We start from the raw sequence: 14527 nt of genomic DNA, 5'->3' as shown, positions 1-14527 counted from the left end.
ATAAGGATGATGCAATGAGTGATTTCTTTCAGAATGGCGTAATTACTAACTTTCATAATCTCACGCACCGCAGCGTCGAATCGCTGGAAAAAGAGATGGTGCGTTTTGCGCGTAAACGCAAAATGGGGTTAATTCTGCCCTCCCTGTTTTCTGAGCTGGAAGGACCGGCACTGAGCAAAATCGTCGATGAACTGGCAAAAGTGCCGTATCTGAATGAAATTGTCATCGGCCTTGACCGGGCCGATCGCGATCAGTTCCTCCATGCCCGCGAGTTCTTTTCTCGCCTGCCGCAGCGCCATCGGATCTTATGGAATGATGGTCCCCGCCTGAAGGCGATCGACGCGGAACTGGACAAAGAAGGTTTGTCGCCGACGAATCCGGGCAAAGGGCGTAACGTCTGGTTCTGCACCGGCTATACGCTGGCCTCCGACCGCACCAGCTGTGTCGCACTACACGATTGCGATATTGTTACCTATGAGCGCGGTATGCTGGCACGTCTGCTTTATCCGCTGGCGAATCCCGCATTTCAGTATGAGTTTTGTAAAGGGTTTTATGCGCGCGTCGCCGACGGCAAACTCAATGGTCGCGTGGGCCGTTTATTAGTCGGGCCGCTGCTGCGTTCCCTGCAAAAAGTGTATGGTCACTCGGAATACCTTGATTACCTCTCCAGTTTCCGTTACCCGCTCTCCGGCGAGTTCGCCATGCGTACTCATGTCCTTAACGGGATTAAAATTCCGGGTGACTGGGGCCTGGAGATTGGCGTGCTCTCCGAGATCTATCGCAATTACACCACACGCCAGTCGTGCCAGGTTGAGATTGCGGATAATTATGACCACAAGCATCAACCGCTGGCAGAGGATGACGGAACAGGCGGCCTGAAGCGCATGAGCAACGATATTGTTCAGTCGCTTTTACGTAAACTTGCCACCATGGGCGTGCCGCTCACCAGTGACTCCTTCCGCGTGCTGAAAGCCACCTACTATCGCAATGCGTTAGATATGATGGAAATCTACAATCATGAGGCCGCCATGAACGGACTGAAATTCGATCAGCACGTGGAAGAGGCTGCGGTCGAGATGTTTACCCAGGCTATCCTGGATGCGGGTCAGTCCTTTATAGAACGCCCAAATGACAAGCCGTTTATCCCAAGCTGGAGTCGGGTTCAGTCTGCCTTCCCGGATATTCTGCAACGAATTTACAAGGCGGTGGAAGAGGATAATGACGGTAACGTCTAGCATGCCATAGGTGGAAGACAGGCTATCACGTGACGTGATGCCTGGAAGGAAGACAGATGGGCCAGGTGTACAACACCGGCCCGGTCATCTGCAATCAGGACGTTAACTGCGGTTGTGACTCACGAGTGTGGCTGAGCTCGTCTGTCCGAAACGCCTCGCTTCTGACCGCATAACCATCATACCAGCGGCACTCTACCATGCCACTGGCATGACCGGTCACCACCATCGTTTGCCCGCCGTCCTTATGCTGCACTTCATCACTGATTGCAAAAACCATGTTGCGCCCTCTTTATCCATTGACATTAATTCTTAATATTTATTTATAGCATGGTAAAAAAGTTGCTGCTGTTAAGGCGCGCAGAAAAAGGGCAAATTCAGAATAAAGTAGAAGGTTATCCTGGAAAGGAATAAAGCGGATAAGAGGCTATCCGCTTCAGAGGGAGGATGAATCAGATTTTGCAGCCTTCGCAATCCGCTTCGTCACTCAGGTCGTCAGGCACTTCGGCCGCCTTTTTTTCTGCCTTGGCTTCGGCCTGCTCTAACTGAGCATCTATATCGAATTCAAACATATCGTCGCTCATTGTTTTCTCCCCAGAACGCGTAAAAGAAGGCGCTGTTATACCGATTACCCACGCAGTTTGGCAATAAGGTTAACCACTAAAAGCACGATCGACCCAATGATAAAACCAATCACCAGGTTAGCGCCGTTACTCAGCAGCCCTGACACCAGACCGCTAAACGGAGCGATAGCATTTTCAATAAAGTGGTGCAAAGGCGTTATCCCGTGAACAATGATGCCCCCTCCCACCAGGAACATGGCCAGCGTACCCACCACGGTTAATATTTTCATCAGCCAGGGTGCCGCAGCCAGCAGCACGGCACCAACTGACTGGGCCACCCGTGACGATTTTTGCTTTAACCAGAATCCCAGATCATCGATTTTCACGATGCCCGCCACAATACCGTAAACGCCAATCGTGACCAGAATGGCAATGCCCGCCAGGATCAGAACCTGATTCAGCAGCGGTGCTTCCGAAACGATGCCCAGCGTAATCGCGACGATTTCGGCGGACAAAATGAAATCGGTGCGCACAGCCCCTTTAACCTTTTTCTTTTCAAATTCACGCGGGTCCTGCTTTGCCAGATTATCCAGACGCTGCTGACGGGCCTCCGGTGAATTTTGCTGCTTGTCGTGTTGCAGGCTGTGCAGCACTTTCTCGACACCTTCATAACAAAGGTAAGCGCCGCCAATCATCAACAGCGGCGTGATTAACCACGGCGCAAATGCCGAGATAATCAGCGCCAGCGGCACCAAAATCAGCTTGTTCAGAAACGAGCCTTTGGCCACGCCCCACACGACCGGCAGTTCGCGATTGGCTTTTACGCCACTGACCTGTTGCGCATTCAGTGACAGATCGTCACCCAGAACGCCCGCCGTCTTCTTTGCTGCGACTTTGCCCATTACAGAGATATCATCCAGCAGCGTGGCGATATCATCCAGCAACGTTAATAAACTGGTTCCTGCCAAAATATGTCCCTTATTCGGTCATCGACAACGACTTACATCGCAAACAGTGAAGGCCTCATCCTCGACGAAGCCCAACGGCATACGACGCGTGCGTTGTGACTATTCCGGTTCGTTATGTTGACAACATGGGCATCGTTCGATTTCCGTTACCGTCATCTCTGCGATGCCCTCACAATCCCATTCGACGCGCACCGCTTGCCCAGCCAGTCCTTCGCTATGCAGGTATTTACTGACCGGGCTTTCCGTCATGCCGGTAATTTCTTCCGTGGCCACCAGCGTTTCGCCCACATAAATTCTGGCGGTGGCTTTGGTATTCACCATGCGCTCATCACGAATCTGGTAGAGACGTTTAACCGTCAGTTTTATGCTGCTCATCTCGGTCTCCCGGTCACGGAAAAGCGTCTATCTAACATGTTATGTTACTGATGAGCAAGGCCCGATCATTCCTGCTCACGATAATGATGAATGCCCTGATGATCGATTTCAGCACTGTCATTCATCGCCAGTAACCACTCTTCCAGTCGTTCAAGCAACGCGTCGTCGTCGAGACGGAGTTTGCCACGCAGTGCACATTCCCAGATGATGAGAACCTTCCAGCCGCTCTCACGTAACTGCCGGACATAGCGATGGTCTCGTTCAACGTTGCTGTTAATCTTGCCTGTCCAGAACTCGGTGCGCGTGGCGGGTATCTTAAACAAATAGCAGTGATGACGATGCCAGAAGCAGCCGTGCACAAAGATAATGGCCTGATGAGCGGTCAGGACAAAATCAGGCCGCCCTGGCAGGTTTTTGTCCTGAACCCGGTAAGTGAATCCGCGATCTTTAAGCAACAGTGCGATGCGTTGCTCAATCGCAGTGTCCTGCTGGCGAATGGCGCGCATGTTTTTGCTGCGCGTTTCGCTGGAGTGAACGTCGGCCATAGCATCTCCTTAAAGGCTACTCATTCAACTTTAGTCGCCGTCCTGAAAAGCGAAAGCCACCTGGACAAAAGCGGCCATTTTTTTGCCGCTTCCGGACGGTAATCAGACGTCCGGTGCTACCTGTCCTGACTTTCCCACTCGCGTGTTTTGCAGCATACCGCCGCCGCGTCAGGCGGATTTCCTCATCGGGCAAGGAGTGATAGCATAGGCGCTTCACTGTTAAGGATATTTGCATGCACGCCGTCGCAACCGCTGAACCTCTTCTTTCTGCAGCTCTGCATTCCGATGAACTGAATCTGTTACACCAGGTCCTGTCGATCTATTCCGTCAGGGATATCGTTGCCCGACTGCATCAGGCCGGCTTTGCGCACTGGTCACCGACGCTCATCAACCGTATTCGTCAGGGTAAAAGCACGCTGCCCGTGCTGAGCACTGCGGAGCGGGATCTGTTCGAACGCTTATTGCCGTCTCGTCCTGCGCATTATGATGCACCTGCGTTTCGTTTTGTTGATCTGTTTGCCGGCATCGGGGGGATTCGTCGCGGATTTGAGCGCATTGGTGGAAAATGTGTCTTTACCAGTGAGTGGAATAAAGAGGCGATTCGCACGTACCGGGCCAACCATTACAGCGATCCGCTTGAGCACCACTTCAATACCGATATCCGCCAGGTCACGCAGCCTGCCGGGCTATACGATGAAGCAGCGATCTACTCCTCCATTGATGCAGCCATCCCCGATCATCAGGTGCTGCTGGCAGGCTTTCCTTGTCAGCCCTTTTCGCTGGCTGGCGTCAGTAAGAAGAATGCATTGGGTCGGGCGCATGGGTTCGAATGCCAGGCGCAGGGTACGCTGTTTTTTGATGTAGCACGCATTCTTGCCGCCAAAAAACCGCCCTTCTTCGTGCTGGAGAACGTGAAGAACCTTAAAAGCCATGACAAAGGCCGGACCTTTGCCATCATCATGGACACGCTGGATGAGCTGGGCTATGCCGTCGCGGATGCCGATGCCAGTGCACCGGATCCGAAAGTGATTGATGCCCGCCATTTCTTGCCTCAACACCGCGAGCGTATTGTGCTGGTGGGCATTCGACGGGACATTGCCGGCTGCGAGAATTTTACCCTGCGCGACATCAAACGCTTTTTCCCTGCCCAGGTGCCCAGCCTGCAAAGTTTGCTGGAAGCCGCACCTGATGATAAGTACATCCTGTCGCCGGTGCTGTGGCGTTATCTGTATCAGTATGCCAAAAAGCATAAAGCGCTGGGAAATGGCTTTGGCTTTGGTCTGAACGATCCGCGCAATCTGCAGTGCTGCGTGCGCACCCTGTCTGCCCGCTACTATAAAGATGGCTCTGAGATTTTGATCGATCGCGGCTGGGACGCGGATAAAGGCGAGCGTGATTTCCTTGATGCCACCAATATGGCGCATCGTCCCCGTCGTCTTACGCCCCGTGAATGCGCACGCATCATGGGCTTCGATGATGCCGGCAGTGAGCCTTTTCGCATTCCGGTCTCCGACACGCAAGCGTATAAACAGTTTGGTAATTCCGTTGTCGTCCCCGTTTTTGCCGCCGTGGCGCAGCTTCTCCTGCCCTACATCCGCGATTTACAGCATAAAACACGCTAAAAGTTGCGCTTAGGCGCAACCTTTCTCCTCTTTTCCCGCTGCCAGGCGATATTGTCACAACCTCGTCATACAAGCCCAGAATACTGCTGCTTTTTCACTTGATGGGTAGAATGATGTCACCTCTCACGTTGTTATCCCTGCGCAGTCTGAAGCGTCGCTATCGCGTCAAACTGCCCCCGGTGCCCACCTGGCTTACCAGCCTGCGCGGCAATTTTATGCTGTTCGTTGTGCTGTTTTGTTTGCTGCAATCCATCGGGATTGTTCTGCTGACCGCGCAGGTCAGCCATACCAAAGTGAACCTGACGCAGGCGAGTGCCATGCGCGACCGGCTGGCGCTGCTCGATCACGCTCGCATAGAGCTGCTGACGGCCAGCGATAACAGCCACCGGGCAGGCATTTATCTGATGGAAGATCAGAAAAGTGGATCGGTGGACAGTTGGAAGAGCCTGGCGGAAACCGCAAAATCCTCACTCGTGCATGCAGAACAGCTGTTTGCTCAGTACCATGCCGTTCCCAAGGGGGAGCTTGAGCAGGGTTTCATGATGTTAACCCAGGGCCTTGAAGAGCAGCTTAAAGGCCTGGAAGCCAATAATATCGATGCGTTCTTTATGGTGCCGATGCAGGCTTATCAACAGCAGTTTAACAGCGCCTGGTTTAACGAAATCACCCAGGCCAACAAACAGCTTTCTGCCGTCAACAACCTGACACTGGAGACGCTGACCACCAGCCGTAACCTGTCGCTGCTGGTCACAGGGCTGCTGTTTACGCTGTTGCTGACGGGTGGGGTTTTGCTGCTGCGCGGCGTGATTATTCCTTTAAGACTGGCCAGCCGCCAGCTGCAGGCTATTGCCACTGGCGACTTAGTCAGTTGCCCGCAACCGCCTCGTCTGCAATCGTTAGAAACCGCCGGATTGTTTAACGCGGTGGCGGATATGCGGCAAGGGCTGCGCACCATTGTGGCAGAAATTAATACCATAGCCGCCAGCGTGGCGGAGGGTGCGCGGGAAATGCAGCATACCAATGACCAGGTAAGCGAGCACTATAAGGTGCAAAACAGCAGCTTTAGTCATATTTCACAGCGCCTGCATCGTGTCTCGGAAGAGGTTGAAAACAGTACGCTGTTTTCGCAACAGGCCGCACAGCAGGCACATGTCGCGGATGAACTGATGCAGCAGTGCGCCAGTCAGGTCGATGAAATGGAGGTGCAGATGCGCCACATCGTCGATTCCTCAGGGGAAATCGCCGGTATTGTCGAGCTGCTGGACGGTCTTTCACTGCAAACGCGTCTGCTGGCGTTGAATGCGGCGATTGAATCAGCGCATGCAGGGATTTATGGACGCAGCTTTAGCGTCGTGGCAAAAGAGATGGGTACCCTGTCGAATAAAAGCGGCGAGTCAGCACAGCAGATTAACGGGCTGGTGAACAATACACAGCTGCATATTTCTGAGGGATTCAACAAGGTGAAGTCACTGGAAGCCTTGTTTTACCAAATCAGCCAGTCGGTCAGCGCCGTGGTCACCCAGTTAAAAGAACTGGAGGAAAACGCCACAGCACAAAGTCGCCGCGTGTCTGGCATTGCCGCCGAAGTGGTGGCGCTGGACAAGGAACTGCATACTAACGAGGGGCTTACGGCGCGGCAGGTGCGTACCGCCGATACCTTACAACATCAGGCCTCACGCCTGGCCGAAAGCGTGCAACAATTTCGCATTGCCGTCTGAATACGCGCTCTGAATAAAAAAGCCGCCTTTATCAAAGGCGGCTTTCATCGCGAGAACAACCGATAACCATTATTTCTTTTTCTTACTCTGCTTCTTAAGCAGCGTACGCAGTTGTTTAATTTCGCTGGAACTTAAAGCATCCGACGCGCCTTCTTCCGTGTTCTGACTGTCGATGGCGGGCTGAGAAGGTGCTTCGAGGCTGGCCTGCAGACGTTGCACGATCTCCTGACTCATTGATACCTGGTTTTCAAGCGCCAGCTGTTTAATGTGTTCTTTCAATGCAGGATCAATTTTAATCGTCAAATTAACAGTTTCGGTCATTTCCTCACTCCTTTTTTGTTATTGCTTCCACGCTACCGGATGACTGTATCGATTCCTATACTGTCATAAAAATTTAATATTCAGCGTGTAAGGGACTAAAATCACGAAGTACTGCTTCATCCAGACTAACCAGATTACCCTGCAGCTCAGCACACAACTTGGCCATATAGCGTACCAGGAAGTCCGCGTTGTGTTCTGCGAGTCTCCGCCCTGCTTCGGTTTGCATCGTTTCAGGCAACCTTAACAGCTTGGTTTGAAAGTGATCCAGTGTCCATTTCACATCATTAAGTTCACGCGCTTTCCCCAGCGGGTCTTCACTGTTGAACAGAGGACGGTTCATCGTACCGGCCGTGTAAAACACCCGGGCCAGCCCGATTGCACCCAGCGATTCCAGCCGATCGGCATCCTGAACGATTTTCGCTTCAGGGGTTTCAGGCGTGATGGCCGCGCTAAAACTGTGTGCCTGAACCGCGTGCATCACTCCAGCGATTAATTCGGCAGGAAAATCCGTAAAGTCCTGCTGCAGGATACGCTGCGTTTCGCTGGCGGCGTAAGTGGAAGCCTTATGACGTTCAGGATGGTTTTTCGGTAAGTTCACCACGTCATGAAAGTAGCAGGCAGTCAGGACGATCAGGGGGTCGGCAGATGTACCTGCCATAATGCGCTGCGCGCTCATCCAGACCCGACGTAAATGCGCAATATCGTGTGCGCCATCATCATGAATCCAGTTTTTTTCAAACCAGGTTTCATAGCGAGCCTGCCAAAGTGCAAGTGACATAATCTTTTCCTGTAAGGGTTATTTTCGTCTCAATTGACGACCTGTTACGCGTATAGGCTTTGTCATCATAACGAATGGCTAATGACATTTTCTTTACATCGCTAAGGAAAAAGCCGGTCGGGACCTTTAAATTCCTCTTAAAAATGAGACGCTGATCATTTTTATGGCAATTTGCTACCAGGAAAACAGCCATTTGCTGCTTTTTCAGCCTTGACTGATTCAGTTTTAGGCAGGATGAATAGTTTAATATTAATAATGATTAATCAGCGCTATTTTATCTCAGAGTGAGGGAATTAATGTCATAATAAAAATGTAAAAAACAATAAAAGCGGCGAAAATTATAGATGGATAAATCTGAAAAGGTTCCTATTTTTGCCGATATAACGTACTGTATTCTCACTATCAGATGTCCGGTAATACGCGTTAACAGCAGTGCTGATGATTTTTTATCCACACCTGTCCGGTGGATTAAAAATCATCACAACTGAGCGAACCACACGGTGGCCAATTATCAGGAATAATGATTTATATTTTTTATGATATTGCCACCATTTAGGTGCCCTTTTTGTTTCAGCAGTAACCGGGATCGACTAATAAAAAGAGGTAATCCATGAAAGAGCGACCGATTCTTTTTTCCGAACAGCGGGTCCGAGCCCTGCTGGTTGGCCAACAAACCCAAACCCGGCGCATAATGAAAACGCAGGCTTTTGGTCCAGGCCAGGATCATCATGAAGGGGTACATGCCTTTGATGTGCAGGCTAATCACCTGCACGGTGACAAAATGATGGCCATGAACGACATTCGTTATCATTGTCCTTACGGCATGCCTGGCGACAAGCTCTGGGTCCGCGAAACCTGGCGTGGCCCCATCGTGCCTGAACATGCGCTGGCGGATTATGAACGCGATCCCACCCCGTTTCGCTCGCCGGACTTTTGCCAGTACCGGGCGGACAGCAATGAACTGGGCCAACATACGTCAGGCGGACCGGACGCCGAGCAGTTTGGCTGGCAAACAGCCATTCATATGCCGCGCTGGGCAAGCCGCATCGACCTGATTATTACGGATGTGCGCGCAGAGCAGATTCAGGATATTAGTGAAGACGACATTATGGCGGAAGGTGTGCAGACCGACTCGCACTTCCTGAACAACTTCTTTACCATGAACGTCAATTCTGAACTGCCCAAAGAAGCCTATCGCAAAGCCTGGCAAAAACAGTATGGGGCAACCAGCTGGCAGGTTAACCCGTGGGTTTGGGTTATTGAGTTCGAGCGTGCCACGCGCGAATCAACTTAGCCTGCGCTTTGTGGGCTGAATCACAGACAATTTCCTTGCTAACAGGTTGAATATTGCTCCTTCATCCCTGAAGCCTGACGATGCCAGCATGCCGTTTTGATGCTGGCATTTTACTGTCTGGTCGCTCAGGGTTCTGCAATTGCAGCATTCAGTGCGGAACCAACGATGTTTAAATGGCCATGGAAAACACACAGCAATACGGATCTGACTGACCTGCCCTGGCAGGCCGGGCTGACACAGCCGATTTTTACCCTCCTCAACCACGATGAACGTCAGTCGCTGCAGGCCATGGCTCAGCATTTTCTGCAGCAAAAAAAACTGGTTCCGCTTGAAGGCTGTCAGCTTGATACGCTGCGTACCGTGCGCATTGCTTTGCTGTTCTGCCTACCGGTGCTGAAGCTGGGGCTCGACTGGCTGGACGGCTTTCACGAAGTGCTCATTTATCCCGAGCCTTTCAATGTGGATGACCTGTGGCAGGATGAGCATGGCCTGGTCCATCACGCTCCCGCCGTCCATGCCGGGCAAAGCTGGACGCAAGGGCCAATCGTGCTCAACTGGCTGGATATTCAGGACTCCTTCGATCTTTCCGGCTACAACCTGGTCATTCATGAAGTGGCGCACAAACTGGATGCGCGCGGTAGCGGTTATACCAGCGGCGTGCCAATGATGCCGCTACGTGAGGTTGCCCAATGGGAAAAAGATTTGCGTAGCGCGATGGCCGGGATTGAACATGAAGTGGAAAGTGTCGGTGAGCAGGCCGCCAGCATCGATCCTTATGCCGCCAGCGATCCGGCAGAGTGTTTCGCGGTATTATCCGAGTATTTTTTTACGGCCCCGGCCCTGCTGGCGGAGCGTTTCCCGGCCATGTACTGTCATCTTCAGCACTTTTATCAGCAGGACCCGTTAAGCAGAACAGGAGCCGCTCACGACTAAATCGCCTGCTTTGCAGACGCATTGCTTTAAAGCTAGCCAGTTGAATGCTAAACGCTTTTATACTGTTGACACCCTGAGCCGACCTCGTTACTATTCGCCTCGTTCACACGATTCCTCTGTAGTTCAGTCGGTAGAACGGCGGACTGTTAATCCGTATGTCACTGGTTCGAGTCCAGTCAGAGGAGCCAGAATTAAAAAAAGCCTGCTTACGAGCAGGCTTTTTGGTTTTCAGCCGATCGCCTTTCTCTGTCTTCTCTCCGCGCGTTGCTTTACGGCCAAATTTAGCAATCTGCCATCATAAAATGCTGCAGGTTAATAAAAAAAACAAAGCCAGAATGAACGCATTCTGGCTTTGTCGCTACCGGTCTTTAACAAGTGACGGACCGCAGCTATTTCGCGCCCTCCGCCAGCTGGCGCAGCATCTCAATATGAACAGGTTTATCATTGAGCGCAGGAATATAGGTGAAGGATGTCCCACCCGCATGCATAAAGATTTCCCTGTTCTGCTCATCCAGTTCTTCCAGCGTTTCCAGACAGTCTGCCGCAAAGCCCGGACTGATTACCTGCAGGCTTTTCACGCCTTCCGCAGGCAGATTTTTAATGGTTTCATCGGTATAGGGCGTCAACCAGGGTTCCCTGCCGAAGCGTGACTGGAAGGTCATCACTACTTTTAGCGAAGGCATGTTCAGGGCGTCGGTGAGTAATTTTGTCGTTAACGCACAACGCTCCTGATATTTGTCGCCTTCGTTTGAAAACCTGACCGGTATACCGTGATAGGAGACCAGTAAGGCATCCGGCACGCCATTGGCCTCAAACGATTCAAGCACGGAGGTTTTTAACGCATCGATATAAGCAGGATGATCGGCATAGTCGTTGATGAAGTTGATCGCCGGTGTGTAGCGGTTCTTCATCGTCTGCAGGTGACGACTCACGCTGTCGAAAACGGATGACACGGTGGACGAGGAAAACTGCGGATACAAAGGAATAACGATAATTTTATCGACACCTTTCGCCAGCAGCCTGTCGATAGCGCCCCCGATGCTCGGCTCACCATAACTCATGCCCAGCTCAACAGGCATGCCTGTCAGCGCTTCCAGTGCGCGCGCCTGACGGACGCTGTACACCATCAGCGGTGAACCTTCGTCCATCCAGATAGAGGAGTATAATTTGGCCACGCGTTTGGCGCGTAGCGGGATAATTACGCCATGCAGGATCGGGCACCACAGGATCCGGGGTAAATCGACCACTCTGTAGTCGTGCAAAAATTTCGATAAAAATGTTTTAACCGCAGCAGTCGTGGGTTCTTTTGGTGTTCCAAGGTTAACAATTAAAACACCCTGTTTATTCGTCATTAGCTGGGACCTCTGAAAACCCAAGGAAAAAAAGTGCCTGAACACTGTAGCACACTCAGGGACATCATCTCCTCCGTCTGCGCCTTTTGCGTCAGTGACGGCGAAACGAAGGCCTGGCGGGAACTTCTGCGACGACGTCGAGTCAGCCTGCCAACGTCTTTGCTGACGTCTTACGCCGCCTTATGAGCCCGGGCCATGAATGAAACAGTCAGGCGGGCTTTAACGTCTTTTACGCCGTAAAAAGCGTTATGCCCTGCGAGCCCGCCTTTATTTGCTTTTTGACACGGCTTTGCCTGACGGTCAAAAAACATTGGATCGTATCTTATCATCGCTGCGTCGACGAAAGACCAATAGCTCTGATAAGTCGCGTCCCTTCCGATCGGCTCGTACATTTTCTGTGGTGAATGATAAAAAGTAATCCGTCAATTCCCCATTATTCAGCGGGTTAAAATCACATCTTGTCGATATTTTGATTTGTTAAACTGAATATTGAGCATGCTAATATTTAGGGCTCTATCTGTGCTGACTGACGCTGCCCATGTCGTGAATATCGCGCGGACCGCCAGGCAGTAACATCGCCATGCTTTAGTCAGAAAAAACCAGACCGCATCATGGTCATCAATCAGACTGAGGCAATCACTTTTGCCGCGAGGCTTTTCGGGACAGGAATCAGGATGCGTACAGGCGTTTCAACAGGCGAAGACTCGCTGCTGCAACACAGGTCATTTGTGGCGTTTTGGCTCGCCCGAACCTGCTCTTCATTTGGTTTTCAGATGTTTTCCGTGGCCGTCAGCTGGCAAATCTATGCAATAACCCACAGCGCGATGGCGTTAGGCATGATTGGCCTGATGCAGTTTCTGCCCTCAGTGCTTCTGGCGTTGCCGGCAGGACATCTGGCCGATCAGTTCGACCGCCGCCGTATCGTGGTTATCGGCCAACTGATTGAGTGGGCCGCGCTGCTCGGCCTGGTGGCGCTGACGCTATTGCACTGGGCAGACAAACTTGAAATCTGGGGGCTGGTCTTTCTGATTTCGCTGGCGAAAGCCCTGGAATGGCCAGCCATTACCTCTATGTTGCCGGCGCTGGTCCCGCCACCGATTCTGGCGCGCGCCATGGCGGCCAGCTCTGTTGGCGGTCAGGCGGCGGTGATCGTCGGGCCAACGCTGGGTGGCCTGCTGTATATAGCCGGTCCCGAGGTGGTTTACGGGGTTTCAGCCCTGTTTTATTTATTCTCGCTGATACTGGTGGGTTGCTTACGTTATGAACGCCCTCCTCAGGAACGTGTGCCGATGACGCTGTCGAACATGTTTATGGGCGTGCGCTTTATTCGCGAACGCAAGGATGTTCTGGGCGTAATATCGCTCGACCTGTTCGCCGTGTTACTGGGCGGGGCGACCGCCCTGCTCCCTGTCTTCGTCCAGGATATTCTGCACACCGGGCCATGGGGACTTGGCCTGTTACGCGGTGCGCCGTCAGTGGGTGCCCTGTTGGTCGGTGTCTGGCTCAGCCGTCATAAGCTGGAAAAACATGTCGGCATGATTATGTTTGGTTCCGTGGCCGGTTTTGGCCTGGCGACGCTGCTGTTTGCGCTCTCAACAAAACTGTGGCTTTCTCTGCTGGCGCTGGCCGCACTGGGCGGTTTCGATATGGTGAGCATGGTGATCCGTGGCGCACTGGTTCAGCTGGATACACCGGATACGATGCGCGGCCGCGTCAATGCGGTTAACGCTATCTTTATCAATACCTCAAATCAGTTGGGTGAGTTTGAATCCGGGCTGCTCGCGGCATGGATGGGCGCGGTGCCCGCCGCCGTCATTGGCGGCGTCGGGACACTGGTGGTGGTTGGGCTCTGGATGATGCTCTTTCCGAATCTGCGGAAAAGGCAGAAGCTTGAGAATGAGACGGTGGTGTGAGTGGTGGGATTAGATGTCAAAAAAGTCAGATCGAGCGCTTAATGTTTTAATTAACAGCATATGGCTGGAACACTGAATTCTAAAGTTACTTACATAAAGGCGCGTCATTAACTGCACTGAAGCTGTTGAGATGCCGTATGTTAGAGCATTTTACTTTGCCAGAATAATAATGATTAACTGTGCGAGGATCTTGATCAGGCTTAGTTTAGCAGTGCATGAAAATATGCTTACTTACTCTATAGTATAGACAAGCAATAAAAGCCGGGATGATTTACCCCTACCCGGCTCATTTTATTTATGACTGTGGAAATCGTTGCTCTTGATAACCGTTAGGGAAAACATTTGTAATGCTTTCCAGCTCATCACCTTTGTATTTAAAGATGACATTAAAATCTGAAAAGGAGGTATCATGATGCTCTTTCTGACGCACAGCTATTTTTTCCAAAGTAATACCATCGTACATATACTCAGATGTACTACATCCATACATCCCCCAATTCATCTCTTTTTTTAACATTGACGCCTCAAAAAAAGATATTGATATATTCCTCAGCACTCCTGTGCTTGTAAAATAAATTCGTTCCAAAGAATCATCAGTGTAAATGCAGAATTCTTTATTGATTATATTTTCAGACTGGCCATATGTTTCAATTAATATTATACGGTCTTGCGAATCAAAGTAGTAAACGTATGTGTTTTTTATAACTGATGGTAATTTATTAAGTTTTCGGCCTTTTTTAAAACCAGCGCGCTCTATCTCATAAGGCCGCAAGTTATACAAAGCACCTTTACTTATTACAGTACGCTTCTTTTCTGACGATATAAAAGATGTATACTCGGCCAAACATCTTTCACTATTTGAACTTACTTCGACATATTTCTTTTCAACATCGGTTAACTCACACATAATACC

The 14527-nt window shown here is 51.2% G+C and carries 15 protein-coding genes and 1 tRNA gene; 7 read left to right on the top strand and 9 right to left on the bottom strand.

The annotated features are described in order from the left end of the window. Positions 1–14 precede the first annotated feature (14 nt). The gene (locus GC090_RS08325) at positions 15–1235 is read left to right on the top strand and encodes a glycosyltransferase family protein (protein ID WP_033742089.1); all 1221 of its coding nucleotides are present in this window, start codon (positions 15–17) and stop codon (positions 1233–1235) included. Positions 1236–1329: 94 nt separating this feature from the next. Here GC090_RS08325 and GC090_RS08320 read toward each other — a convergent pair whose 3' ends face one another. The 5 genes from GC090_RS08320 to GC090_RS08300 all read right to left on the bottom strand — a co-directional run bounded on the left by GC090_RS08320 (position 1330) and on the right by GC090_RS08300 (position 3683). Continuing rightward, a complete protein-coding gene (locus tag GC090_RS08320) occupies positions 1330–1512 on the bottom strand; it encodes a YodC family protein (RefSeq protein WP_033742091.1) in 183 nt (60 codons plus the stop codon). A 172-nt stretch (positions 1513–1684) separates the two neighbouring features. Next, positions 1685–1816 carry a hypothetical protein gene (locus GC090_RS08315; protein WP_006119592.1) on the bottom strand — a complete coding sequence of 44 codons (132 nt, stop codon included), beginning with the start codon at positions 1814–1816 and terminating at the stop codon, positions 1685–1687. Positions 1817–1860: 44 nt separating this feature from the next. Beyond that, on the bottom strand, positions 1861–2763 hold the full coding sequence (locus tag GC090_RS08310; RefSeq protein WP_054633597.1) for a DUF808 domain-containing protein: 903 nt from the start codon (positions 2761–2763) through the stop codon (positions 1861–1863). Between the two features lie 99 nt (positions 2764–2862). Further along, the gene (locus GC090_RS08305; protein ID WP_006119595.1) at positions 2863–3138 is read right to left on the bottom strand and encodes a hypothetical protein; all 276 of its coding nucleotides are present in this window, start codon (positions 3136–3138) and stop codon (positions 2863–2865) included. Between the two features lie 65 nt (positions 3139–3203). Next, positions 3204–3683, bottom strand: a complete 480-nt coding sequence (locus GC090_RS08300) for a very short patch repair endonuclease (protein ID WP_058701674.1) — start codon at positions 3681–3683, stop codon at positions 3204–3206. 233 nt (positions 3684–3916) lie between these two features. Here GC090_RS08300 and dcm point away from each other — a divergent pair, with 233 nt between their 5' ends. Together dcm and GC090_RS08290 are read left to right on the top strand one after the other, a co-directional pair. Further along, positions 3917–5305, top strand: coding sequence for a DNA (cytosine-5-)-methyltransferase (dcm, locus tag GC090_RS08295; protein ID WP_263757882.1), 1389 nt, complete (start codon positions 3917–3919; stop codon positions 5303–5305). A 101-nt stretch (positions 5306–5406) separates the two neighbouring features. Beyond that, positions 5407–7023 (top strand): methyl-accepting chemotaxis protein, encoded by a 1617-nt coding sequence (locus GC090_RS08290; protein ID WP_324021553.1) that lies wholly within the window; start codon positions 5407–5409, stop codon positions 7021–7023. A gap of 69 nt (positions 7024–7092) precedes the next feature. Here GC090_RS08290 and GC090_RS08285 read toward each other — a convergent pair whose 3' ends face one another. Both GC090_RS08285 and GC090_RS08280 read right to left on the bottom strand, forming a co-directional pair. After that, positions 7093–7344 (bottom strand): Arc family DNA-binding protein, encoded by a 252-nt coding sequence (locus GC090_RS08285; protein WP_006119599.1) that lies wholly within the window; start codon positions 7342–7344, stop codon positions 7093–7095. 73 nt (positions 7345–7417) lie between these two features. Next, on the bottom strand, positions 7418–8122 hold the full coding sequence (locus tag GC090_RS08280) for a phosphohydrolase (protein ID WP_033742101.1): 705 nt from the start codon (positions 8120–8122) through the stop codon (positions 7418–7420). A gap of 610 nt (positions 8123–8732) precedes the next feature. Between GC090_RS08280 and GC090_RS08275 the strand changes: the two genes are divergently transcribed. From GC090_RS08275 to GC090_RS08265, 3 genes are all read left to right on the top strand, one after another. After that, positions 8733–9416 carry an ASCH domain-containing protein gene (locus GC090_RS08275; protein ID WP_033742103.1) on the top strand — a complete coding sequence of 228 codons (684 nt, stop codon included), beginning with the start codon at positions 8733–8735 and terminating at the stop codon, positions 9414–9416. 165 nt (positions 9417–9581) lie between these two features. Continuing rightward, positions 9582–10349, top strand: a complete 768-nt coding sequence (gene mtfA / locus GC090_RS08270) for a DgsA anti-repressor MtfA (protein ID WP_324021354.1) — start codon at positions 9582–9584, stop codon at positions 10347–10349. A gap of 112 nt (positions 10350–10461) precedes the next feature. Further along, positions 10462–10537: transfer RNA gene (locus GC090_RS08265), tRNA-Asn, on the top strand. A gap of 201 nt (positions 10538–10738) precedes the next feature. On the opposite strand, the gene hemH is transcribed toward GC090_RS08265, so the two are convergent. Continuing rightward, complete coding sequence (gene hemH, locus GC090_RS08260; protein WP_006119604.1) at positions 10739–11701, bottom strand: ferrochelatase; 963 nt, start codon at positions 11699–11701, stop codon at positions 10739–10741. Positions 11702–12375: 674 nt separating this feature from the next. Here hemH and GC090_RS08255 point away from each other — a divergent pair. Beyond that, the gene (locus GC090_RS08255) at positions 12376–13614 is read left to right on the top strand and encodes an MFS transporter (RefSeq protein ID WP_324021352.1); all 1239 of its coding nucleotides are present in this window, start codon (positions 12376–12378) and stop codon (positions 13612–13614) included. Between the two features lie 295 nt (positions 13615–13909). On the opposite strand, the gene GC090_RS08250 is transcribed toward GC090_RS08255, so the two are convergent. Then, the gene (locus tag GC090_RS08250; protein WP_324021350.1) at positions 13910–14521 is read right to left on the bottom strand and encodes a hypothetical protein; all 612 of its coding nucleotides are present in this window, start codon (positions 14519–14521) and stop codon (positions 13910–13912) included. Positions 14522–14527 lie beyond the last annotated feature (6 nt).

This window comes from Pantoea sp. JZ29, from assembly GCF_035190385.1.
In the GTDB taxonomy this organism is placed as follows: Bacteria; Pseudomonadota; Gammaproteobacteria; order Enterobacterales; family Enterobacteriaceae; genus Pantoea; species Pantoea stewartii.
Note: the sequence above shows the minus strand (reverse complement) of the source record. Positions and strands in the feature narration are given on the sequence as shown.

What these genes read in the sequence shown, in the direction of transcription:
- GC090_RS08325 (WP_033742089.1), top strand. Translation starts at nt 15, where the DNA reads ATGAGTGATTTCTTTCAGAATGGCGTAATTACTAACTTTCATAATCTC.
- GC090_RS08320 (WP_033742091.1), bottom strand. Translation starts at nt 1,512, where the DNA reads ATGGTTTTTGCAATCAGTGATGAAGTGCAGCATAAGGACGGCGGGCAA.
- GC090_RS08315 (WP_006119592.1), bottom strand. Translation starts at nt 1,816, where the DNA reads ATGAGCGACGATATGTTTGAATTCGATATAGATGCTCAGTTAGAGCAG.
- GC090_RS08305 (WP_006119595.1), bottom strand. Translation starts at nt 3,138, where the DNA reads ATGAGCAGCATAAAACTGACGGTTAAACGTCTCTACCAGATTCGTGAT.
- GC090_RS08300 (WP_058701674.1), bottom strand. Translation starts at nt 3,683, where the DNA reads ATGGCCGACGTTCACTCCAGCGAAACGCGCAGCAAAAACATGCGCGCC.
- dcm (WP_263757882.1), top strand. Translation starts at nt 3,917, where the DNA reads ATGCACGCCGTCGCAACCGCTGAACCTCTTCTTTCTGCAGCTCTGCAT.
- GC090_RS08290 (WP_324021553.1), top strand. Translation starts at nt 5,407, where the DNA reads ATGGGTAGAATGATGTCACCTCTCACGTTGTTATCCCTGCGCAGTCTG.
- GC090_RS08285 (WP_006119599.1), bottom strand. Translation starts at nt 7,344, where the DNA reads ATGACCGAAACTGTTAATTTGACGATTAAAATTGATCCTGCATTGAAA.
- GC090_RS08280 (WP_033742101.1), bottom strand. Translation starts at nt 8,122, where the DNA reads ATGTCACTTGCACTTTGGCAGGCTCGCTATGAAACCTGGTTTGAAAAA.
- GC090_RS08275 (WP_033742103.1), top strand. Translation starts at nt 8,733, where the DNA reads ATGAAAGAGCGACCGATTCTTTTTTCCGAACAGCGGGTCCGAGCCCTG.
- mtfA (WP_324021354.1), top strand. Translation starts at nt 9,582, where the DNA reads ATGTTTAAATGGCCATGGAAAACACACAGCAATACGGATCTGACTGAC.
- hemH (WP_006119604.1), bottom strand. Translation starts at nt 11,701, where the DNA reads ATGACGAATAAACAGGGTGTTTTAATTGTTAACCTTGGAACACCAAAA.
- GC090_RS08255 (WP_324021352.1), top strand. Translation starts at nt 12,376, where the DNA reads ATGCGTACAGGCGTTTCAACAGGCGAAGACTCGCTGCTGCAACACAGG.
- GC090_RS08250 (WP_324021350.1), bottom strand. Translation starts at nt 14,521, where the DNA reads ATGTGTGAGTTAACCGATGTTGAAAAGAAATATGTCGAAGTAAGTTCA.